The sequence below is a fragment of the Stenotrophomonas thermophila genome (genome assembly GCF_001499715.1).
Classification (GTDB): domain Bacteria; phylum Pseudomonadota; class Gammaproteobacteria; order Xanthomonadales; family Xanthomonadaceae; genus Stenotrophomonas; species Stenotrophomonas hibiscicola.
The window spans coordinates 1-20,470 of sequence record NZ_CVIW01000001.1 but is presented as its reverse complement, the minus strand read 5'-3'; the positions used below and the strand labels follow the sequence as shown (position 1 = coordinate 20,470).

Annotated in this window: 16 protein-coding genes and 2 pseudogenes; 11 read left to right on the top strand and 7 right to left on the bottom strand. The window is 67.0% G+C overall.

Annotated features, from left to right (window positions below; all coding sequences use genetic code 11):
• Window positions 1-7: 7 nt before the first annotated feature.
• Complete coding sequence (locus BN1263_RS00085) at window positions 8-2,539, top strand: methyl-accepting chemotaxis protein (RefSeq protein ID WP_058978712.1); 2,532 nt, start codon at window positions 8-10, stop codon at window positions 2,537-2,539.
• A 78-nt stretch (window positions 2,540-2,617) separates the two neighbouring features.
• On the opposite strand, the gene BN1263_RS00080 is transcribed toward BN1263_RS00085, so the two are convergent.
• Window positions 2,618-3,004 (bottom strand): DUF2628 domain-containing protein, encoded by a 387-nt coding sequence (locus BN1263_RS00080; RefSeq protein ID WP_019660750.1) that lies wholly within the window; start codon window positions 3,002-3,004, stop codon window positions 2,618-2,620.
• A gap of 214 nt (window positions 3,005-3,218) precedes the next feature.
• Here BN1263_RS00080 and BN1263_RS20635 point away from each other — a divergent pair, with 214 nt between their 5' ends.
• The gene (locus tag BN1263_RS20635) at window positions 3,219-3,389 is read left to right on the top strand and encodes a hypothetical protein (protein ID WP_186008938.1); all 171 of its coding nucleotides are present in this window, start codon (window positions 3,219-3,221) and stop codon (window positions 3,387-3,389) included.
• A 57-nt stretch (window positions 3,390-3,446) separates the two neighbouring features.
• On the opposite strand, the gene BN1263_RS00075 is transcribed toward BN1263_RS20635, so the two are convergent.
• A complete protein-coding gene (locus BN1263_RS00075; protein ID WP_058978709.1) occupies window positions 3,447-5,489 on the bottom strand; it encodes a TonB-dependent receptor domain-containing protein in 2,043 nt (680 codons plus the stop codon).
• A 494-nt stretch (window positions 5,490-5,983) separates the two neighbouring features.
• Here BN1263_RS00075 and mdoH point away from each other — a divergent pair, with 494 nt between their 5' ends.
• The 5 genes from mdoH (at window position 5,984) to hemC (ending at window position 11,911) form a co-directional block, all read left to right on the top strand.
• Window positions 5,984-7,909, top strand: coding sequence for a glucans biosynthesis glucosyltransferase MdoH (mdoH, locus tag BN1263_RS00070; protein ID WP_058978707.1), 1,926 nt, complete (start codon window positions 5,984-5,986; stop codon window positions 7,907-7,909).
• 50 nt (window positions 7,910-7,959) lie between these two features.
• Complete coding sequence (locus tag BN1263_RS00065; RefSeq protein ID WP_080398746.1) at window positions 7,960-8,619, top strand: alpha/beta hydrolase; 660 nt, start codon at window positions 7,960-7,962, stop codon at window positions 8,617-8,619.
• A gap of 3 nt (window positions 8,620-8,622) precedes the next feature.
• A complete protein-coding gene (locus BN1263_RS00060; RefSeq protein ID WP_058978703.1) occupies window positions 8,623-9,666 on the top strand; it encodes a sensor histidine kinase in 1,044 nt (347 codons plus the stop codon).
• A 10-nt stretch (window positions 9,667-9,676) separates the two neighbouring features.
• Window positions 9,677-10,408: a LytR/AlgR family response regulator transcription factor gene (locus tag BN1263_RS00055; RefSeq protein ID WP_058978702.1), complete on the top strand. Its 732-nt coding sequence runs from the start codon at window positions 9,677-9,679 to the stop codon at window positions 10,406-10,408.
• Between the two features lie 591 nt (window positions 10,409-10,999).
• Window positions 11,000-11,911 (top strand): hydroxymethylbilane synthase, encoded by a 912-nt coding sequence (hemC, locus tag BN1263_RS00050; protein ID WP_058978700.1) that lies wholly within the window; start codon window positions 11,000-11,002, stop codon window positions 11,909-11,911.
• Between the two features lie 81 nt (window positions 11,912-11,992).
• On the opposite strand, the gene BN1263_RS00045 is transcribed toward hemC, so the two are convergent.
• Window positions 11,993-12,769, bottom strand: coding sequence for a DUF481 domain-containing protein (locus BN1263_RS00045; RefSeq protein WP_019660743.1), 777 nt, complete (start codon window positions 12,767-12,769; stop codon window positions 11,993-11,995).
• Window positions 12,770-12,876: 107 nt separating this feature from the next.
• A complete protein-coding gene (locus BN1263_RS00040; RefSeq protein ID WP_058978697.1) occupies window positions 12,877-13,479 on the bottom strand; it encodes a LolA-like protein in 603 nt (200 codons plus the stop codon).
• A gap of 80 nt (window positions 13,480-13,559) precedes the next feature.
• On the opposite strand from BN1263_RS00040, the gene BN1263_RS00035 reads away from it, so the two are divergent.
• Together BN1263_RS00035 and BN1263_RS00030 are read left to right on the top strand one after the other, a co-directional pair.
• The gene (locus BN1263_RS00035; protein WP_058978695.1) at window positions 13,560-14,531 is read left to right on the top strand and encodes a helix-turn-helix transcriptional regulator; all 972 of its coding nucleotides are present in this window, start codon (window positions 13,560-13,562) and stop codon (window positions 14,529-14,531) included.
• Between the two features lie 26 nt (window positions 14,532-14,557).
• Entirely contained in the window at window positions 14,558-15,352 is a 795-nt protein-coding gene (locus BN1263_RS00030) for a MetQ/NlpA family ABC transporter substrate-binding protein (protein WP_058978693.1), read from the top strand.
• Between the two features lie 96 nt (window positions 15,353-15,448).
• Here the strand turns inward: BN1263_RS00030 and glpK are convergent.
• The 3 genes and pseudogenes from glpK to BN1263_RS00015 form a co-directional block, all read right to left on the bottom strand.
• A pseudogene (glpK, locus tag BN1263_RS00025) lies at window positions 15,449-16,947 on the bottom strand (glycerol kinase GlpK).
• 103 nt (window positions 16,948-17,050) lie between these two features.
• Window positions 17,051-18,537, bottom strand: a pseudogene (gene glpD / locus BN1263_RS00020) (glycerol-3-phosphate dehydrogenase).
• A gap of 194 nt (window positions 18,538-18,731) precedes the next feature.
• On the bottom strand, window positions 18,732-19,367 hold the full coding sequence (locus BN1263_RS00015) for an OmpW/AlkL family protein (protein ID WP_019660737.1): 636 nt from the start codon (window positions 19,365-19,367) through the stop codon (window positions 18,732-18,734).
• A gap of 186 nt (window positions 19,368-19,553) precedes the next feature.
• Between BN1263_RS00015 and BN1263_RS00010 the strand changes: the two genes are divergently transcribed.
• Together BN1263_RS00010 and BN1263_RS00005 are read left to right on the top strand one after the other, a co-directional pair.
• The gene (locus BN1263_RS00010; protein ID WP_058978691.1) at window positions 19,554-20,069 is read left to right on the top strand and encodes a DNA-deoxyinosine glycosylase; all 516 of its coding nucleotides are present in this window, start codon (window positions 19,554-19,556) and stop codon (window positions 20,067-20,069) included.
• A gap of 167 nt (window positions 20,070-20,236) precedes the next feature.
• A partial coding sequence (locus BN1263_RS00005; RefSeq protein ID WP_080398745.1) for a biotin/lipoyl-containing protein occupies window positions 20,237-20,470 on the top strand: 234 nt, incomplete at its 3' end.

Genomic DNA, 20,470 nt, shown 5'->3' with positions numbered 1-20,470 from the left:
CCCTCCCATGCCCTCTTCCCGCTCCGCCACTGCCCATCGCCCGGGCAGCATCGCCCACAAGCTGATGCTGGGCACCGCTGTGATCGCGCTGCTGTGCTTCGGCCTGACCGCGTTCCTGATCTACCGGCAGGCCAGCGCCAGTCTGATCAGCGCCTCGCGCCAGACCATGACCAGCGAGGCCAACGCCGAGGCGCGCCAGGTGGCGGCTGATCTGGGCACCGCCTTTGCCAGCAACGATGCCATGGTTGAAAGCGTGCTGGCCCAGCGTGCCCGTGGCGACGTGCCCGACCGCGCCAGCCTGGCGGCGGTGCTCGGCGAACAGCTGCGTGCTCATCCGCAATGGCTCGGCAAGAGCACCATGTGGGAGGCCGATGCCTTCGACGGCAAGGATGCGGAGTTCGTCAATACCGAAGCACACGATGCCACCGGCCGTTACATGAGCTACTGGGCCTGGCAGGACGGCAAGCCGCAGCAGTCGGTGATGACCGATTACACCGAGACCGCCAGCGGATCAGGCGACTGGTACATGGGGCCCAGCCGTGACAAGCTGCCCAAGGTCAGCGAACCCTACGCCTATGACATCGCCGGCCAGAAGGTGCTCATGAGCACCCTGAGCACGCCGATCATCGAGAACGGCAGATTCCTGGGCGTGTTCACCGTGGACTTCTCGCTGGCGGCGTTGCAGAAGCACCTGGCCACGCTGAAGCCGATGGGGGCCGGTCGTGTCGAACTGCTGTCGCCGAAGGGTGTGGTGCTGGCCTCGGCCAATGCCGCCGAGATCGGCAAGCCGCGCAGCGACGCGCAGACCCGCAGCATGCTGGCCGACATTGCCGCCGACCGTCCGTTCGAGGCCTTCACTCCGGATGCGGCCGGCAATGTGCGGGTGTATGTACCGCTGCGGGTCGGCGACGCGCCGCAGCGTTTTGCCTTGGGCGTGGTGATGCCGCACGCGGTGATCGTGGCTGAGGCACGCCAGCTGCTGTGGCTGACCCTGCTGGTCGGCGTGATCGCCGCGCTGAGCCTCAGCGCCGGTGTCCATGTACTGCTGCGCCGCCTGGCGATCCGTCCGTTGGCCGAAGCGGTGCGCGTGGCCGGTGATGTCGCCGCCGGCAAGCTGGACAGCACGCTGCCGGCGCGCAGCAACGACGAAGTGGGGCGCCTGCTGGACGCGATGCAGGGCATGCGTGGGCAGTTGCAGTCAGTGATGGCTGCGCAGGCCGAAATGGCGCGCCGCCACGATGCCGGGGAACTCAGCTACCGCATGGATGCTGCGGCGTTCCCGGGCGAGTACGGCCGCATGGTGGCCGACAGCAACCAGCTGGTGGCCTCCAGCAATGCGGTCACCCAGCGCCTGGTCGAAGTGATGCAGCGCTACGCCGTGGGCGACCTCAGCGTGGACATGGAAGCGCTGCCGGGCGAGAAGGCGGCATTCACCGCCGCGATGGCAACCACCAAGGGCAACCTGGCCGCGATCAACGAGCAGATCCAGCAGCTGGCCGCCGCCGCCGCTGCCGGCGATTTCGCCGTGCGTGGTGATGCGCTGCGCTTCGAGCATGATTTCCGCCGCATGGTGGAGACCCTGAACACAATGATGCAGGTCAGCGACCACAACCTGGCTGCACTGTCTACGCTGCTGCGCGCGATCGCCGCCGGCGACCTCACTGCGCGCATGCAGGGTGAGTTCCACGGGGTGTTCGCGGTGATGCGCGACGATGCCAACAGCACCGTGCAGCAGCTGACTCAGATCGTCGGACAGATCCAGCAGTCGGCGGCCAGCATCCGCCTGGCCGCTGGCGAGATCGCGGCCGGCAACAGCGACCTGTCGCGCCGCACCGAACAGCAGGCCGCCAACCTGGAAGAAACCGCCGCGTCGATGGAGGAACTGACCTCCACCGTGCGCCAGAATGCCGACCACGCGCTGCAGGCCAACATGCTGGCCGGTTCCGCAGCGGGCGTGGCCAGCGAAGGGGGCGAGGTGGTCAGCCAGGTGGTGCAGACGATGCAGCAGATCGAAGCCTCGTCGCAGCGCATCGCCGAGATCATCTCGGTGATCGATGGCATTGCGTTCCAGACCAACATCCTGGCATTGAACGCGGCGGTGGAAGCCGCGCGCGCCGGCGAGCAGGGCCGTGGCTTCGCCGTGGTCGCCAGCGAAGTCCGTGCGCTGGCGCAGCGCTCAGCGGGTGCCGCCAAGGAGATCAAGGAGCTGATCGACGCTTCGGTGGCACAGGTCGGAGCCGGTGCGCAGCTGGTGCACGGTGCCGGACGCACCATGCAGGACATCGTCGGTCAGGTCGGCCGCGTCAATGAGATCATGGCCGAGATCTCGGCCGCCTCGCGCGAACAGTCGGCCGGCATCGAGCAGGTCAACCAGACCGTGGTGCAGATGGACGAAACCACCCAGCAGAATGCTGCACTGGTGGAGGAAGCCAGTGCAGCAGCCCGCGCGATGGAGGAACAGGCCGAGCAGCTGGCGGTGGCGGTGTCGCGCTTCCGCCTGCAGGCCGGGCCGATGGCCGCGGCACGCCGCGCGGCCTGAGCCAGAAAACGAAGACGCCCGGCGGGGGCCGGGCGTCGCTTGCATCCTTGCCGCGCATCCCTGCGCAGGTCTGATGGCTCAGAACATGCCTTCAAACGGGTTCCAGCTGGTGCGCCCTTCCACCTTCTCCAGGTAGTAGCTGTAGTTGGTGCTGGAGGCGACCAGCAGGTTCATGGCGATGAACAGCATGCGCCCGACAACGTCGGGAAGGAACATGGTGATGATGGCCAGCACGATGTTGATGCCGATCACCACCAGTGCCTTGCGCCACATGCCAAGGATCAGCAGGTAGATGGCGCCGAAGAACAGCGCGAAGAAGTTCAGGTTGATCTTCAGGCGGTCACCAAAGGACAGCGCCTTCCAAGCCTGCTTGAAGCCGGGGTTCTTGGGGGCGCCGTGCTGGCGGAAGAAGTTGAAGCGGAACTGCCACTTCGGGCTGAACTGGGACAGGTCAGTGGTATTCATTGGGGAAACATCCCTGTGAGAAAACGTTTTCATGATAGGACAAGTCCTATTCAGGATCCAAGCGCTGCCGTCAAAAATGTGACGCCTGCCTTGTTCCGACGGCTGCGGCCCGGCGCCGCACCGTCACCCGCCCGCCTTGTTTTTAGGTTAGGGTGCGCAGTTCCGCTGCCGCCGCGGTTGACCCCGGCGGCGGCGGGATGTCCATGGAGGTTGCATGACCACAGCTGCTACACCGGAAAACGCACCGGGGCCGGTGCTCCTGCCGACACCTGAAGTGGTGCAGGCACAACAACTGCTCGCGCGCCAGCAACTGGCGGTGGCGATGGACCGTGCGCGCACGACCGCCACGCGGGACGCGGCGCCGGCCGCGCTGGAAAGCGAGTAATCCGCCACCGTTGATCGCGCTGGCATCACGCCAGCGCGATCATGGCGCGCGCGGGGCTCAGAACCGTGCGGTCATGCTGAGGAAGTAGCTGCGCCCAGCGACGAAGTAGTCGGTGGAGCCTTCGGCATACAGCGTCTTGTCGGCCAGGTTGCTGATGCCACCGCGCAGGGTCAGCACCTCGTTGACGTTAAGCGCTGTGGTCAGGTCATACAGCGTGTAGGCCTTGAGGAAGGTCGTCGCCGTGCCGGTCTGCCTGCCGGTGTACTGCGCCGACAGGCTGCTGGAAAACACCGTGTTGGGCGTCCAGTCCAGCGACGAATAGCCGGAGAATTCCGGCGTATCGATCAGGTTGCGGCCGGTAGTCAGGTTCCTGGCTTCCTTCATCCAGGTTGCCGAGGTGCGCCAGCGCCAGTGCTCGCCGAAGCGGAAATTGAGGTTGCCTTCCATGCCGCTGGTGCGTGCGCGCTGCACGTTGCTCATCCGTGTCCACCAGATGCCGTTGAACCTGCCCAGCGGTGCGTACTCGATCTTGTTCCTGAAGTCGGTGTGGAAGTAGGTCAGGCCGGCATCGACCAGGTCGTTGTCAAAGCTGATGCCGATCTCGCGGTTGGTGCTGGTTTCCGGGTCCAGGTCCGGGTTTCCGGCCATGTAGCAGCCGCCGCGGGTATAGCCCAGCGGGATCAGCGAGGTGCAGCCACGGCCCCCGGACTGGGTGGCGGCGCTGGGCGAGTTCTCGGTCAGGCTGGGCGCGCGGAAGCCCTTGGAAACGCCACCGCGGATGGTCCATTGCTCGGCCGGATGCCAGACCAGGTAGGCGCGCGGGCTGACGTGGCCACCGAACTTCTCATGGTGGTCCAGGCGCGCGCCCACGGTCAGTGCCAGGGTGCGGTGCAGCTTCAGTTCGTCTTCTACGAACAGGGCCCAGATATCCACTTCCAGATCGGAACCGCTGACGGCATTGCCGGCATAGTCGATCGGCGCGCGGCCGATGGTATCGGTGTTGGTCAGTTCCTGGCGCTTCCACTGGCCGCCCACGGCAAACTGGTGTTCAACGCCGAGGGTGAACGGCGTGGTCAGGTTGCCCTCGATGATCGTATCTGTTGCTTCGGAACGGCCGGTAGCACCGATGTTGTTCCTGTACTCGGTCCAGTACGCACTGATCTTCGAATTGCCGAAGCTCCACTTGCCATCGTGGTTGAGCGCCAGCGAGCTGCGCTTGAGCTCACTGGCACCCCACGCGCTTTCATCCTGCTTTTCCAGCGACGCATCGATGAAGGCCTGCTGCACGCCATGGCCGGCTTCCAGCGACAGCGCCTGTGCGTCGCTCAGGTTCCACTGCAGCAGCGCGTCGACATTGCGGTCCTTCTCGCCGGCATAGGCGTTGCCGTAGACACCGCCGTTGGAGCGGTCCGAATCGCGGCGCATGCTGTTGGCGCCGATGCGCAGGCCAAAGCGCTCGCCGAGCGGGCCGGAGAACGTTGCGCCGATCTGCTGGGTATCGCCGCGCTTGCCGTCAGCGGGGCGGGTGTAGCTGTGGGTGGCGCTGCCGCTCCAGTCATCACCGATGCGCTTGGTGATGATGTTGATCACCCCGCCCATTGCATCGGAGCCATACAGCGACGACATCGGCCCGCGCACCACTTCGATGCGTTCGATCTGCTCCGGCGGGATCCAGTTCAGATCCTGACGGCCGAGGTCGGGGCGGTAGTTGGTCGACGCCGAGCTGCCCATGCGCTTGCCGTCCACCAGCACCAGCGTGTAGTTGGACGGCATGCCGCGCAGCTTGATCTTGGACTGCTCGCCGACCGCGCTGAGGCCACCGGTCACGCCCGGCACACGGCTGAGCAGGGTGGCCAGGTCGTGCACCGGCTGACGTTCGATGTCCTCGCGGCTGATTACGCTGATGCTGGCCGGGGCATCCTTGATCCATTGCTGGTTGCCCGAGGCGGTAACCACCACGGTATCCAGATTCGTGGTGGAGGCATCGGCGCTGGCCTCTGCGGCAGCCATGCCGGGCAGGCCAAGCAGGCAGGCGGCGGCCAGGGCGCTGGCCAAGCGGGTGCGCGGCGGGCGCGCGGGACGGGAACGGGACAGGGGCATGATGGCTTCCATCGGAGGAGGGAGACCCGATGGAGGCAGCAGGCGCACGCAGACAGCGGGCAGCTCCCTTCCATGGGGCGTACGGCGCCGGGGCTGGAACCGGCGCAGCTGGGTGGGTTTTGACCGTGCGGACAACGGCAACCTGCCTAGTTCATGAAATGATAACCGTTCGCATTTGTTACGATCCAGTACAGGAGGCGACGAGGTGACATCCGATACCTGGCTGCCAGACTCGCCTGCTGTTTGCTGAATGGGGAGAAATCCCGGCGTAGGCCTTCGCACCCGGCTTACATCCGGCGCCCTAGACTGGGCCGCATTTTCGATTCCGCCCCGTTGGAGATCGTGTGGGTTCCGGTAGTGACAGACAGCGACTGCGCGGCGTGAGGCCGACGCAGCCAGGACAAGTGCGGGCGCCGGGAAAGCGCGCCGGGAACCTTGGTGCATGCAGCCCGGCCGGGATGGCCGGCCGTGCCGACCGCGCGGAGTAGGCGGCAATGGGGGTGCAGACCATCCATGCGGAAGCGGATACGCCCCGGCTTGATGCCGGCTGGGCGCTGCTGCCGGTGGAATCGCCGTTGCAGATGCCCGAGCAGACCCTGCGCGAGGGCCATCTGAAGGTTCGACGCCACCGCACCTCGCCGCGGCTGATCGGCCTGCGCCGGTTCTACATCTTCGGCGGCACGCTGGCGATGACCGCCATCGCTACCCGGATGATGTGGCGGGTGCTGTCGGCCAATGGCATCAGCGTGCTTGAAGCCTGCCTGCTGGTGCTGTTCGTCGGCCTGTTCGCCTGGATTGCGCTGTCGTTCGCCAGTGCCGTGGCCGGCTTCCTGACGGCGGTGTTCGACCGGGGTTACCGGCTGGGCATCGATCCGGACAAGCCGCTGCCTACGGTACACAGCCGCACCGCGCTGCTGATGCCAACCTACAACGAAGACCCGCGCCGCCTGCTGGCGGGCCTGCAGGCGATCTACGAGTCGGTGGCGGCCACCGGCCAGCTCGACCGCTTCGACTTCTTCGTGCTCAGCGACACCCGCCGCGAGGACATCGCCGGTGCCGAGGAACAGGTGTTTGCCGAACTGCGCGAGCGTGTACCTGATGGCCGGGTGCGGCTGTTCTACCGCCGCCGTGGCGACAACAGCGGGCGCAAGGCCGGCAACATCGCCGACTGGGTGCGCCGCTTCGGCGGCGCCTACCCGCAGATGCTGATCCTGGACGCCGACAGCCTGATGACCGGCGACAGCATCGTGCGCCTGGTGGCCGGCATGGAACACAACGCCGACGTCGGCCTGATCCAGACCCTGCCGTCGGTCATCGGTGGCCGTACCCTGTTCGCGCGCATGCAGCAGTTCGGTGGCCGCGTGTACGGGCCGGTGATTGCGCGTGGCGTGGCCTGGTGGCATGGCGCCGAGAGCAACTATTGGGGCCACAATGCCATCATCCGCACCCGCGCCTTCGCAGACCACGCCGGCCTGCCAGCGCTACCAGGACGCAAGCCGTTCGGCGGCCATGTGCTCAGCCATGACTTCGTCGAAGCGGCGCTGATGCGGCGTGGTGGCTGGGCCGCGCACATGGTGCCCTACCTGGGTGGCAGCTACGAGGAAGGCCCTCCGACACTGACTGACCTGCTGGTGCGCGACCGCCGCTGGTGCCAGGGCAACCTGCAACACGGCAAGGTGGTCGGCAGCCGTGGCCTGCACTGGATCAGCCGCACGCACATGCTGATCGGCATCGGCCATTACTTCACCGCGCCGATGTGGGCGATGCTGATGCTGATCGGCATCGCCATTCCATTGTTCCAGGAAGGCATTGATTTCAACGCCCTGCTGCACCTGTCGCCCAGCGTTTACTGGCGCGCACAGGACGAAGAACAGGTGGTTCGCCTGTTCGCTGCCACCATGGCCGTGCTGCTGCTGCCCAAGGTGCTGGGGTACCTGGCAATGCTTCTGGAGCCGGTCGACCGTCGTGGCTGTGGTGGCGCGATCCGCGCGTTCGTTTCGATGCTGGTGGAAACCGTACTGGCCGCGCTGATGGCGCCGGTGGTGATGTACGTGCAGTCGCGCGGCGTCGCCGAAGTGCTGTCCGGGCGCGATTCCGGCTGGGACGCGCAGCAGCGTGACGACGGTGGTATCTCGTGGCTGGCGCTGATCCGCGGCTATGGCGGCCTCGGCGTATTCGGTGCCTTCATGGGCGTGCTGGCCTGGGCCGTATCGCCGTCGCTGGCCGCGTGGATGGCGCCGGTGGTGATCGGCATGGTGCTGGCGGTCCCGGTGGTGGCGCTGACGTCATCGCGCGGGCCGGGTGCCTTCCTGCATCGGCTTGGCCTGCTCGATATCCCCGAAGAGAACATCCCGCCGCCGGTGCTGGTACGCGCTGCACAGCTGCGCCGGGAAGCGGCCGAACAACCGCCGCTGTACTGATCGCCCCGCGGCAGCGGCATAATGCGGCTCGAACTTGAAGGAGCCACATCATGCTGCAAACGGCGGAACAGGAAACCGGCGCCTCGCCGCAGTGGTCGGTGATCTGGCTGCACGGCCTTGGCGCCGACGGTCACGACTTCGCGCCGATCGTGCCGGAGCTGGTGCGTCCGCACTGGCCAGCGCTGCGCTTCGTGTTCCCGCATGCGCCGGTGCGGCCGATCACGATCAACAACGGCGTGCCGATGCGCGGCTGGTACGACATCGTCGGCATGGATTTCCGCTCGCGCGCCGACATGGCCGGCGTGCAGGACTCGGTACTGCAGCTGGATGCGCTGATCGCGCGTGAGATCGAGCGCGGCATCGCTCCGGAGAAGATCTTCCTGGCCGGTTTCTCGCAGGGTGGCGCGATCATCCTGACCGCCGCACTGTCACGCACGGCGCCACTGGCCGGCCTGATTGCACTGTCCACCTACCTGCCCGAGGCCGAGAGCGCCAAGTGCGCTGACGGTGCGGTGCAGGTGCCGGTGTTCATGGCCCATGGCAGCAACGACCCGGTGATTCCGCAGGCGGTGGCCGTACACAGCGCGCAGGCCCTGCAGGCGATGGGCCTGGAGGTGGAGTGGCACAGCTATCCGATGGCCCACCAGGTCTGCGCCGAAGAAATCCAGGCGCTGGGTGACTGGTTGCAGGAACGCCTGGGCGCTGCCTGAGCCATGTCACCGGCCAGCGCCCCGCCGTGGATGCCGGAACTGTGCCGCCTGCCGCGGCTGGCGGCGATGCTCGGCCTGGCCGAGCTGGTGGTGGTGGTACTGGCGCTGGCGCCCGACGGTAGCCGTCACTGGACCTTCGGCGAACTGCTGTCGGCCAGCGGCTTCGCGTTGTGGCTTGCGCTGGCGGTGACCGCCAGCCTGTGCCTGCTGCGGCAGGCGCTGTCGAGGCTGCCGCAGGTGCTTGGGGCTGTGGCGGCCATCGCACTGGCGACACTGATCGCCGTGGTCTGCGCCGGCATCGTGCATGCGCTGTACGCGGTGCTGGGCGACAACTTCGCCCGCGGCATCAGCTTCTGGCGCTTCACGCTGGGCAGCGCGGCCACCACCGCGCTGATCACCGCGCTGGCCCTGCGCTATTTCTACGTGAGTGACCGCTGGGCCGCGCAGGTGCAGGCCAACGCACGCGCACAGGCCGATGCGCTGCAGGCGCGGATCCGCCCCCATTTCCTGTTCAACAGCATGAACCTGATCGCCAGCCTGCTGCATCGCGATCCGGCGGTGGCCGAGCGTGCGGTGCTGGACCTGTCCGATCTGTTCCGTGCTGCCCTAGGCGCGGGCGAGGGCGATTCCACCCTGCGTGACGAATGCGAGCTGGCCGAGCGCTACCTGTCGATTGAATCACTGCGCCTGGGCGAGCGTCTGCAGGTGCGCTGGCAGCGCGATGAGCCGCTGCCCTGGAATCTTCCCCTGCCTCGCCTGGTACTGCAGCCGCTGGTGGAGAACGCCGTGCTGCATGGCATCTCGCGGCTGCCCGAGGGCGGCACCATCGAGCTGCAGCTGGTGCGCGAGGGCAACGAGCTGCAGATCTGCGTGCGCAACCCGGCGCCCGACCCGCAGGCGCCCGGACTGGCCCTGGCGCGCGGTGCCGGCCATGCCCAGCACAGCATCGGCCATCGGCTGGCCTGGCGTTTCGGCAGCGCCGCGCGGATGACGGCTGGCTGGAGCGAGGGCTACTATGCCTGCCAGGTGACAGTGCCGATCCAGTGAGGGAGCGATCGTGAGGGTAGTCATCGCCGATGACGAACCGCTGGCGCGCGAGCGCCTGCGCAGCCTGTTGGCCGCGCAGGACGGCGTGGTCGTGGTGGCCGAGGCCGGTAACGGCGAGCAGGCCCTGCACGCGTGCGCGGAGCTGCAGCCGGACCTGGTCCTTCTGGATATCGCCATGCCCGGGCTGGATGGCCTGGAAGCGGCCCGTCATCTGGCCAGCTTCGAACCCCGGCCGGCGGTGGTGTTCTGCACCGCCTACGATGCGCATGCGCTGTCGGCGTTCGAGGCTGCGGCGATCGACTATCTGATGAAACCAGTGCGCGCCGAACGCCTGGCGGCGGCGATTGCACGCGCACGCACGTTCCTGGCCGGCCGTGATGGCCAGCCGCAGGACCGTCGTGGGCAACAGGCACGGAGCATGCTGTGCGCACGCCTGCGCGGCAGCCTGCGCCTGATTCCGCTGGACGACATCCACTACCTGCAGGCCGAAGAGAAGTACGTGGTGGTGCACCACGCACGTGGAGAAGACTTGATCGAAGAGTCACTGAAGTCGCTGGAAGAGGAGTTCGCCAGCCGCTTCATCCGCATCCATCGCAACTGCCTGGTGGCACGCCATGAGCTGGTGGAGCTGCGTCGTGGCACGGGCGGCCAGGTGCAGGCGATGCTGCGCCATGGCAAGCAACCGCTGGAAGTCAGCCGCCGCTGCGTGGCGACGCTGAAGCAGGAACTGCGGCATCTGTGAGTGGTCCGCGCGGCCTGCGGCCGCGACTGCTTACGAGCAACGTCTGGAGCAACGGCAACTGCAACGGCAACTGCAACGGCAACTGCAACGGCAACTGCAACGGCGGTTGGTCGGCTCGTTGGTGCTACGTACTGGGTCGGGCCGGGGTGGGGTGGCGGGACACGCTGCAAGTACATCCCTGTAGCTCGATGGCGCCATCCATGGCGCCAACGGTCCCGCCACCCCACCCCGGCCCAACCCTCTCGTTTTTCCCGCGTCGGACGGCAAAGGCATTGTTGTTATCGGGTGGGGAAAGAGGGGTCAGATCCCTTTTCCTGCGGAAAAGGGATCTGACCCCGGAAGCAATCGGCTTTTGATTCTTTCTTTTGATCTTCCGTGGCTGATGCACACGGAAACTGTCAGAGGCCGGGCGGGGCGGGTTCGCGGGGGTGTCCGCGGCATGGATGCCGCGGCCAAGCCTCCACGGACGGATTCACGGCGTCCCCCGCGAACCCGCCCCGCCCGGCCTAGTGCAATGATCCAGCAGTTCGCTCCAGCCACGAGGGGCTCCGCCGTTGGCCGTATCCGCGCCGGAGGCGCGATAATGACCGGATGGAAACCGTCCGCATCGCCACCCGCAAGAGCCCGCTCGCCCTCTGGCAGAGCGAACACGTCGCCGACCGCCTGCGCCAGGCCCATCCCGGCCTGCATGTGGAACTGGTGCCGATGAGCACCCGCGGTGACGAGGTGCTCGACCGCTCGCTGGCCGCGATCGGTGGCAAGGGCCTGTTCCTGAAGGAACTGGAGCTGGCCATGCTGCGCGGTGAGGCCGACTGCGCCGTGCATTCTTTGAAGGACGTGCCGATGGAACTGGACGAGCCCTTCGCGCTGCCGGCAATCCTGCCCCGACACGATCCGGCCGATGGCTTCGTCTCCAACCTGTACGCCTCGCTGGACGCGCTGCCGATCGGTGCGCGGGTCGGGACCTCGTCGCTGCGTCGCCAGGCGCAGCTGCGCGCGCTGCGCCCGGACCTGGAACTGCTGGACCTGCGCGGCAACGTCAACACCCGCCTGGCCAAGCTCGACAATGGTGGCTACGACGCCATCGTGCTGGCCGTGGCCGGCCTGGAGCGTCTGGGCCTGGGTGAGCGCATCGTCGCGCGCCTGCAGCCGCCGCAGTGGTTGCCGGCCCCGGCGCAGGGCGCGGTGGCGGTGGAGTGCGATGGCGGCAATGCGCACCTGAGGGCGCTGTTCGGCCAGCTTGATGACGCGGCTACCCGTGCCTGCGTGGAAGCCGAGCGGGCAATGAACCGTGCGCTGCATGGCAGCTGCCATGTGCCGGTGGCGGCCATCGCGCAGTGGCAGGGCGACGACCTGCACCTGCAGGGGCTGGTTGGCAGCGCCAGCGATGGCCGTGCGGTGCGTGCCGAGGCGGTGGGCCCGGCCAATGCCCCGGAAGCGCTGGGCCAGCGCGTGGCGAACATGCTGCTGGATGCCGGTGCCGGCGAACTGCTGAACGTCTGAACCATCGCAGGTAGTGCCGGCCGCTGGCCGGCAACCTCGTGCCCCGATTGAATGCAGTTGCCGGCCAGCGGCCCGTTCTGCTTATTTGAACTTGTAGACCACGTTCATCGTGGTCAGCGTATCGGTCTTGCGCTTGTCGACAGCGACGTCGCTGTTGTAACGCGCCTGCCAGCCGGCCTTCAGCGCCAAGTGCTCGTTCATGCTCACCGAGACGCCGAAGTCGTTCTGGCCGAAGGTGTTGTACGAACCGGACTCGACCAGCAGCGTGTTCACCAGATCGGTGTTGTCGGTCAGCGAGTACTTCATGTCGAACAGGCCGCGGCCGATCATGCCGGTGCGGGTGCGGTCGTCCTCGGTGCTGTGGGTGCGGCGCACACCGGGACCGATCTGCGCGTCGAACGAGAAGCGCTCGGTGTTCCACAGGCGGGTGCCGTAACCCAGGCCGAACGAGCTCTGGCGGTCGTAGGTGGCGAAGTCGTCGCGCTCGGTACGCACCGTGGCCGTCAGCTGGCGGTGCTCGCCCAGCTGCAGCGCGCTGCCGGCACTGCCGGTGTAGCGATTGGCCGTGGTGTTGTTGCGGCGGGTGGTGGTGCCGTCATCGCGGGTCTCGGTCACCTTGGAGCTGGAGCGCAGGCCGGCCAGGTCCATGCTGTGAACCCAGTCGCCGTCGGTGTAGCGAAGGCGCAGGCGGCCGTTGAAGCTCTCGGTGCTGCTGTTGCCGCGTGCCGAAGCGAAGCCGAGCTCGCCGCCACTGCCGCTCCACGGCGAAGACATCGCCGCCAGTTCGGAGGCATCCTGTGCGTACGCGAGCGGCGCGCACAGCAGCAGGGGGATCAGCAGGGACACGCGCAGGAACATCGGGACTACTCCGAAGCGGTTGACAGCCGGTGATGATACTGGAAGCGTGATGGCGGTCCGAATCGATCCAAACGCCCGCTTCAGCAGACGTTGCCGCGACCGCCCATTCAGGGCAGATTGACGCGCAACGCCGGGTCGTTGAAGCGCGAATAGCGCAGCCGCAGCTGGAAACTGCGGCCATTGCTGCTGCCGCTGCGCACGATCTGGCGTGGCAGGCCCTGGGCATCCACCCAGTACTCCAGGCGTTCACCGGGCTGGCTGCCGCGCAGTCGGTAGTGACGGGTCTCGACCCCGTCCAGCGCCTGGCTGCCGAGGTCCTCGGCCTGCAGGTCGGCGGGCAGGGCGTCGGCCGGCAGCGGGTTGCGCCACTGCTCGAGCAGGCCGGGCGGGGCCGGCACCTGGCGGATCGCACCGTCGGCCTGCAGGAACAGGGTGTCGCCGATGATGGTCTGCGGACCGGCCGGCGTCTCCACCCGGAAGCGGTCGGGGGCGACGAAGTCCATGGCGCTGCGTACCCGCTGCGGCGCGCCCAGCACCTCCAGTTCGGCGTGGAAGCTGCGCAGGGCCGCAAAGCGTTGGCTGGCGCCCAGTACGACCTGGGCCGGATCGGCCGCGGGCACGGGGGCTTCGGTACTGGCCGGCGCCGGCGCGCGATCACAGGCGGCCAGCAGCAGGCAGGCCAGCAGGGACAGGGCAGACAACCGGCGCATCGGGCATTCCATGGGGTGGGGGCGACCACGATAGCCCAAACGTCCCACACAAGACCCGCGACTCGGACATAATCGGGGGCATGGACCGATACGAACGCATCACCGCCCTGCATCGTCTGCTCAAGTCCGCACGCTATCCGGTGACGGTGGCGACCCTGCAGGACAAGCTCGGTTGTTCCCGTGCCACCGTCTACCGCGACCTGGCCTTCCTGCGCGATGCGCTGATGGCACCGATCGAGGGCGACGGCGAGGCAGGCTTCCGTTACCAGGCCGACGAGAGCGACCGCTTCGAACTGCCTGGCCTATGGCTCAGCTCGGAGGAGCTGCATGCCCTGCTGGCTTCGCAACACCTGCTGGCGCGCACCGGCGGTGGCGTGCTGTCTTCGGTGCTGGCGCCGCTGCAGCAGCGCATCGAGAGCCTGCTGGCGGCCCAGGCGGGCGTGTCCAGCTGGCCGGTGGACCGCGTGCGGGTGATTCCGCACCGTGGCCGCAAGTTTGACGAAGGCAGCTTCCGCAGCGTCGCATCGGCCGTGCTGGAGCGCCGCCAGCTGGCGTTCGAGTACCGTGCCCGTTCCACCGACGAGCCGACCAAGCGTACCGTCTCGCCGCAGCGCCTGACCCATTATCGCGACAACTGGTACCTGGATGCCTGGGACCATGACCGCGAGGCGCTGCGCAGTTTCGCCGTGGACCGCATCCACAAGGCACGGGTGATCGACAGCACCGCCCGCGATGTCGCCGACAGCGAGCTGGACGAGCAGCTCGGCGCCAGCTATGGCATTTTTTCGGGTGCGCCGAAGGGCTGGGCGACCATCCTGTTCAGCGCCAAGGCCGCGCGCTGGGTGGCCGACGAGCACTGGCATTCCAAGCAGCAGGGCCGCTTCCTGGCCGATGGCCGCTACGAACTGAAGGTGCCGTACAGCGTCTCGCGCGAGCTGCTGATGGACGTGCTGCACTATGGTTCGGATGCCGAGATCATCGAGCCGATCATGCTGCGCGAGCAGGCCAAGGCGCTGCTTGAGCTCGCCCTGAGCAACTACGACAACTCCTGACATTCCCCCCGAGAACCCTTCCGCCCATGAAGAAGACCCTGTTGCTGCCCCTGCTCGCCGCTGCGCTGGCCCTGACCGCCTGCGGCACGTCCGGCGAGCCCTCGCAGAAGCTGGTGGTGGCCGCCACGGCCGTGCCGCATGCCGAGATCCTCGAGGTGGTCAAGCCGATCCTCAAGCAGGAAGGCGTGGACCTGGACGTGCGCGTGTTCAATGACTACGTGCAGCCCAACGACCAGCTGGTGCAGAAGCAGGTGGACGCCAACTACTTCCAGACCGAGCCGTACCTGGATGCCTACAACCGCGATCGCAAGACCGATCTGGTGAAGGTGATCGGCGTGCACATCGAGCCGTTCGGCGCCTATTCGCGCAAGGTCAAGTCGCTGGCCGAGCTGCGCGAAGGCGCAGATGTGGTGATCCCGAACGACCCGAGCAACAACAGCCGCGCGCTGATCCTGCTGCACAAGGCCGGCGTGATCGAGCTGAAGGATCCGGCCAACGCGCTGTCGACCCTGCGTGACATCACCGCCAACCCGAAGAACCTGAAGTTCCGCGAACTCGACTCGGCGATGCTGCCGCGCGTGCTGGACCAGGTGGACCTGGCACTGATCAACACCAACTACGCGCTGGATGCCGGCCTCAACCCGACCAAGGACGCTCTGGCGATCGAGAGCAAGGATTCGCCCTACGTGAACTTCCTGGTCGCGCGCCCGGACAACAAGGACGACGCCCGTGTGCAGAAACTGGCCAAGGCCCTGACCAGTCCGCAGGTGAAGGCCTTCATCGAGACCAAGTACAAGGGCGCGGTGCTGCCGGCGTTCTGACCGTGTACTGACCGTGTGGTAGTGCCGGCCGCTGGCCGGCAATCTGCAAACGCCACCAGAGATCATGGGGTTGCCGGCCAGCGGCCGGCACTACCTTCAATCCACGTGGAAGGCGAGGGTGGCGGCAACCGCCTGCTGCCATCCCGCATACAGCTTCTCGCGCCGGGCCACGTCTATCTGTGGCTCGAAGCGCCGGTCCAGGCCCCACTGCGCGGCGATCTGTTCGCGGCTGGACCAGAACCCGACGGCCAGGCCGGCCAGATAGGCCGCACCGAGCGCGGTGGTTTCGGTCAACCGCGGCCGCAGCAGCGGCACACCGAGGATGTCTGCCTGGAAGCTGGCCAGGAAGTCGTTGCCGATCGCACCGCCATCGGCGCGCAGTTCGGTCAGCGCGATACCGGCATCGGACTGCATTGCATCGAGCACGTCGCGGGTCTGGTAGGCCATCGCTTCCAGCGCGGCGCGCACGAAGTGCGCCTTGCGCGTGCCACGGGTCAATCCAAACATCGCACCGCGCACATCACTGCGCCAATAGGGCGCACCCAGGCCGACAAACGCCGGCACCAGGTAGGCGCCGCCACTGTCGGGTACCTGTGCGGCCAGCGCTTGGCTGTCACCGGCGCGTTCGATCATGCGCAGCCCATCGCGCAGCCACTGCACGACAGAACCGGCGACGAAGATCGACCCCTCCAGCGCATATTCGACGCGCCCGTCCAGTCCCCAGGCGATGGTGGTCAGCAGGCCGTTGCGCGAGCGTACCGCCTGCGTGCCGGTGTGCATCAGCATGAAGCAACCGGTGCCGTAGGTGTTCTTGACCATGCCCGGCTGGAAGCAGGCCTGGCCGAACAGCGCCGCCTGCTGGTCACCGGCGATGCCGGCGATCGGGATCGGGTGGTCGAAGAAGAACTGCGGCCGGGTGTGTGCGTACACCGCACTGGAGTCGCGCACCTGCGGCAGCATCGCGCGCGGGATGTCCAGCAGCGCCAGCAGGTCTTCATCCCAGTCCAGCGTGTGGATGTTGAACAGCAGGGTGCGCGCGGCATTGCTGTAATCGGTCACGTGCGCCTGGCCACCGCTGAGGTTCACACCAGCCAGCTGTCGATGGTGCCGAACAGGAGCTCGCCACGCTCGGCGCGCTGCTGCGCACCTTCCACGTGGTCGAGGATCCAGCGCACCTTGGTCGCGGAGAAATAGGCGTCGATCAGCAGGCCGGTCCGCTCGCGGGCCAGCGCTTCATGCCCGTCGGACTTCAGCCGCTCGCAGATGGCGTGGCTCTGCCGCGATTGCCAGACGATCGCATTATGGATGGGCTGGCCGCTGGCGCGGTCCCAGACCACGGTGGTTTCGCGCTGGTTGGTGATGCCCAGCGCAGCAATATGGCGCGGATCGATCTGTTCGCGGCTGAGCAGTTCGGTCAGCGTGGCGTAGACGCTGGTAAGGATCTCGCGCGGGTCATGCTCGACCCAGCCGGGCTGGGGGAAGATCTGTGCGAATTCGCGCTGTGCACTGCCGACGATGTCGCCGGCACGGTCGAACAGGATCGCGCGCGAACTGGTGGTGCCCTGGTCGATGGCCAGCACGTAGCGGGGCGTCATGCAGCGTCTCCGGTAGAGCGGTCGGGGTAAGGTACCTCAGCTTCCTGCAGAGCCGGGCCATGCTCGGCTGTGTTGTGCGGATGCAACCGAGCATGGCCCGGCTCTACACGCTGGCTTGCCCCATCCACGCCTGCAGCCGCGCCACCTGCGCCGCATCCAGCCGCAACCCCAGCTTGCTCCGCCGCCACAGCACGTCCTCGGCATTCGAGGCCCGTTCGCGCTCACGCAGGAAAGCGACTTCCCGCGCGTGCAGGCCGCCGCCAAAGTCTTCGCCAAGATCGTTCACACCCTGCAGGCCATGCAGCAGCTCCGCGCTGCGGCTGCCGTAGGCGTCGGCCCAGCGGCGTGCGATTTCCTCGGGCAACCACGGTGCCAGCAACTGCAGGCGCGAGCACGCCTGCGTGGCGTCGCCCCAGTCGCTGCCAGGCAGCGGGTCTCCGCCTGCCGTCCACGCCGGGCCCATCTGCGGCAGCGCCGGCCGCAGCAGCTCCAGCGCTTCCTCGGCCAGCACCCGGTAGGTGGTGAGCTTGCCTCCCAGCACGTGCAGCGCCGGTGCCGGGTGGGACTGCAACTGCAGGCGGTAATCACGGCTGAGTCGTGCCGCACGCGGATCGGGATCGGCCAGCAACGGGCGTACGCCAGCGAACCGCCAGGCCACCTCCTCCGCTGCGATGGGATCACGCAGGTAGCGATTGGCCGCATCACACAGGTACGTCACCTCCGCAGGGACCCGCTGCAGCGCGCCGGGTCACCGCGATAGTCGGTGTCGGTGGTGCCGACCAGCAGGTGGTCGTGGGCGAAGGGCAGAAGGAACACCACGCGCCCATCGGGCTGCTGCAGCAGGCAGGCGCTGTCGCTGGGCCAGGGGCGGCGCAGCACGATGTGGCTGCCCTGCACCAGGCGCAGCGCGGGGCCATCGCCGCGCCCCTGCATCTGTTCCAGCAGGCCGCCGGCCCACGGACCAGCCGCATTGGCAACGGCGCGCGCAGTCACCGGGTGCGGCTGGCCATCGGCGGATTCCAGAACGGCCTGCCATCGGCCGTGAACGGGGCGCAGGTCGATGCAGCGGCTGGGGACCCGCACCTGTGCGCCGCGCTGCGCGGCATCCAGGGCGTTGAGCAGCACCAGCCGCGCGTCATCGACCTGCGCATCGGCGTAGCTGAAGCCGATGCGCAGCGAGGGGGAGAGCCAGCGACCCAGCGGATCGCGTTGCAGGTCCAGTGCGTGCGATGCGGGAAACGCAGGGCTGCGCCGGCCCAGATGGTCGTACAGCCACAGTCCCGCGCGCAGCATCCAGCGCGGGCGCAGGTGCGGTTCCCAGGGCAGGACGAATCGCAGAGGATGGACCAGGTGAGGGGCTTGCCGGCGTACCGTCTCACGCTCACCCAGCGCTTTGCGCACCAGGCCGAATTCGCCCTGTTCGAGGTAGCGAAGGCCGCCGTGGACCAGTTTGCTGCTGGCACTGGAGGTATGCGCGGCCAGGTCATGCTGTTCGCACAGCAGGACGCGCAGTCCGCGTCCGCTGGCATCACGGGCGATGCCGGCGCCGTTGATGCCGCCACCGATCACCAGCAGGTCGACTTCCTCCATCGCGCCTTCGCACCCTGTTTGTCTAGAGCCGAGCCCATGCTCGGCTGCTTTCCCGATAGTCGAGCATGGGCTCGACTCTACATAAAAGCAGCCGAGCATGGGCTCGGCTCTACAGGTGGAACGCGGGTGACGGAAACGACGACGGGCCCCGAAGGGCCCGTCGCGTTACATCAGTGAAGCAGGTGCAGCCTGGATCAGAAGCGGGCGCCGATGCCGAAGCCGACGGTCCACGGATCCATCTTGGCTTCGCCGATCTTTTCGCCGCCAACCTTCACGTCCGGGCGGGCGCGCATGTAGCGGGCGTCGGCACGGGCGAACCAGGTGGAGTTGATGTTCATGTCCACGCCGACGGTACCGATCACGCCCTTGGCATCCTTGAAGCGGATGTCGGTGTCAGCGCCGTTGCCCAGCTTCTCGTTGCTGAAGCTCGACTGGTAGTAGCCCACGCCCACGAACGGGCGGAACACGTTGTCAGCCTGGCCGAAGTGGTACTGGCCGCTCAGCGCGACCGGCTGCTGCTCGACCGAGCCCAGGCGGGCGTTGTTCGGGCCCTTGAACTTGTTTTCGAACTTGTCGGCAGCGCCCCACAGTTCAACGGCCCAGTTATCGTTGATGTAGTAGCTGAAGCTGACGGTCGGCGCCGGGCCGCCATCGGTCTTCTTCACGCCGGTGATCGGGTCGTTCTTCGGTTCCAGCAGCGAGATGCCGCCAACCACGGCAAAATGCTTGCCCGAGGCAGTGTCGGTGCTGCTGCTGTCCTGGGCGAAAGCGGCCGGTGCAAAGGCGGCGGAGGTCAGCAGGGCGAGACTCAGGATACGGATGGAGCGCATGGGGGTATCTCCTAATGTTTCTTGTTTTGGGCCCCCGGTTGCGGGGCGAGCACACCGTAGTCGCACCAACATGAATCGAATCCGACGCACGTTAAAAAATAGTTTTCCTTGTTCAGCGACGGGTGCGGAATGCCTGTATTCATGGGGTTTTCGGCCCTCGCTGACATTCATGCAGTTGGAGAAGATGTGAGCGAAGCAACGTTGTGCATTGGCCTGCAAGCGCAGGTGAACGTGCAGTGCCGCGTGCTGCTGCTGGGCTCGATGCCAGGCGTGGCGTCGCTGCAGGAGCAGCGCTACTACGCGCATCCGCGCAACCGTTTCTGGCCGTTGATGGCCGATATCTGTGGCTTCAGTGCGGATCTGCCCTATGCAGCGCGGCTGCAGGCGTTGAACGCCGCAGGCATCGGCCTGTGGGATGTGATCGGCCGCTGTGAGCGCCGGGGCAGTCTGGATGCGGACATCGTGCGTGGCACGGAAGTGCCCAATGCACTGCCGGAACTGATCGCCGCGTTGCCCGAGCTGAAGCTGGTCGGCTGCAATGGCGCCGCGTCAGCGCAGGCATTCCAGCGTTGGGTGCTGCCACGGTTGGAGGCCCCGCCGAAACGGGTGGTACTGCCGTCGACCAGCCCGGCCAATGCGGCCTGGTCGCTGCCGCGCCTGCGCCAGGCCTGGCAGCCGGTGGCAGACGCACTGGCGACATGAAGCGGACATCGTAGGGACAATACGCTACCGACTGGTGGCAGGCGCAACCCATGGGCAACAGCGTGTCCCGGCTGCGTGCGTACTGAAAACACCTGTAACGGTTGGCGCTGGACCCCGCTGGCCGCACAATAGACGTTTCCCTACACCAGATTGCCGGAGTTATCCCCATGGCCGAAATCAAGGAAGCACTTGTCCCCGATATCGGTGACTACAGCGATATCCCGGTAATCGAGGTGCTTGTCGCCGTCGGCGACACGGTCAAGAAGGACCAGGGGCTGGTGACGCTGGAAAGCGACAAGGCGACCATGGAAGTGCCGTCCTCGGTGGCTGGCGTGGTCAAGGAGCTGAAGGTCAAGGTGGGCGACAGCCTGTCCGAAGGCAAGGTCGTGGCCCTGATCGAA

Coding starts and splice junctions, on each gene's coding strand:
- BN1263_RS00080 (WP_019660750.1), bottom strand. CDS start 3,004: ATGAATACCACTGACCTGTCCCAGTTCAGCCCGAAGTGGCAGTTCCGC.
- BN1263_RS00075 (WP_058978709.1), bottom strand. CDS start 5,489: ATGCCCCTGTCCCGTTCCCGTCCCGCGCGCCCGCCGCGCACCCGCTTG.
- BN1263_RS20635 (WP_186008938.1), top strand. CDS start 3,219: ATGACCACAGCTGCTACACCGGAAAACGCACCGGGGCCGGTGCTCCTG.
- BN1263_RS00085 (WP_058978712.1), top strand. CDS start 8: ATGCCCTCTTCCCGCTCCGCCACTGCCCATCGCCCGGGCAGCATCGCC.
- BN1263_RS00065 (WP_080398746.1), top strand. CDS start 7,960: ATGCTGCAAACGGCGGAACAGGAAACCGGCGCCTCGCCGCAGTGGTCG.
- hemC (WP_058978700.1), top strand. CDS start 11,000: ATGGAAACCGTCCGCATCGCCACCCGCAAGAGCCCGCTCGCCCTCTGG.
- BN1263_RS00035 (WP_058978695.1), top strand. CDS start 13,560: ATGGACCGATACGAACGCATCACCGCCCTGCATCGTCTGCTCAAGTCC.
- BN1263_RS00045 (WP_019660743.1), bottom strand. CDS start 12,769: ATGTTCCTGCGCGTGTCCCTGCTGATCCCCCTGCTGCTGTGCGCGCCG.
- BN1263_RS00060 (WP_058978703.1), top strand. CDS start 8,623: ATGTCACCGGCCAGCGCCCCGCCGTGGATGCCGGAACTGTGCCGCCTG.
- BN1263_RS00040 (WP_058978697.1), bottom strand. CDS start 13,479: ATGCGCCGGTTGTCTGCCCTGTCCCTGCTGGCCTGCCTGCTGCTGGCC.
- BN1263_RS00015 (WP_019660737.1), bottom strand. CDS start 19,367: ATGCGCTCCATCCGTATCCTGAGTCTCGCCCTGCTGACCTCCGCCGCC.
- BN1263_RS00030 (WP_058978693.1), top strand. CDS start 14,558: ATGAAGAAGACCCTGTTGCTGCCCCTGCTCGCCGCTGCGCTGGCCCTG.
- mdoH (WP_058978707.1), top strand. CDS start 5,984: ATGGGGGTGCAGACCATCCATGCGGAAGCGGATACGCCCCGGCTTGAT.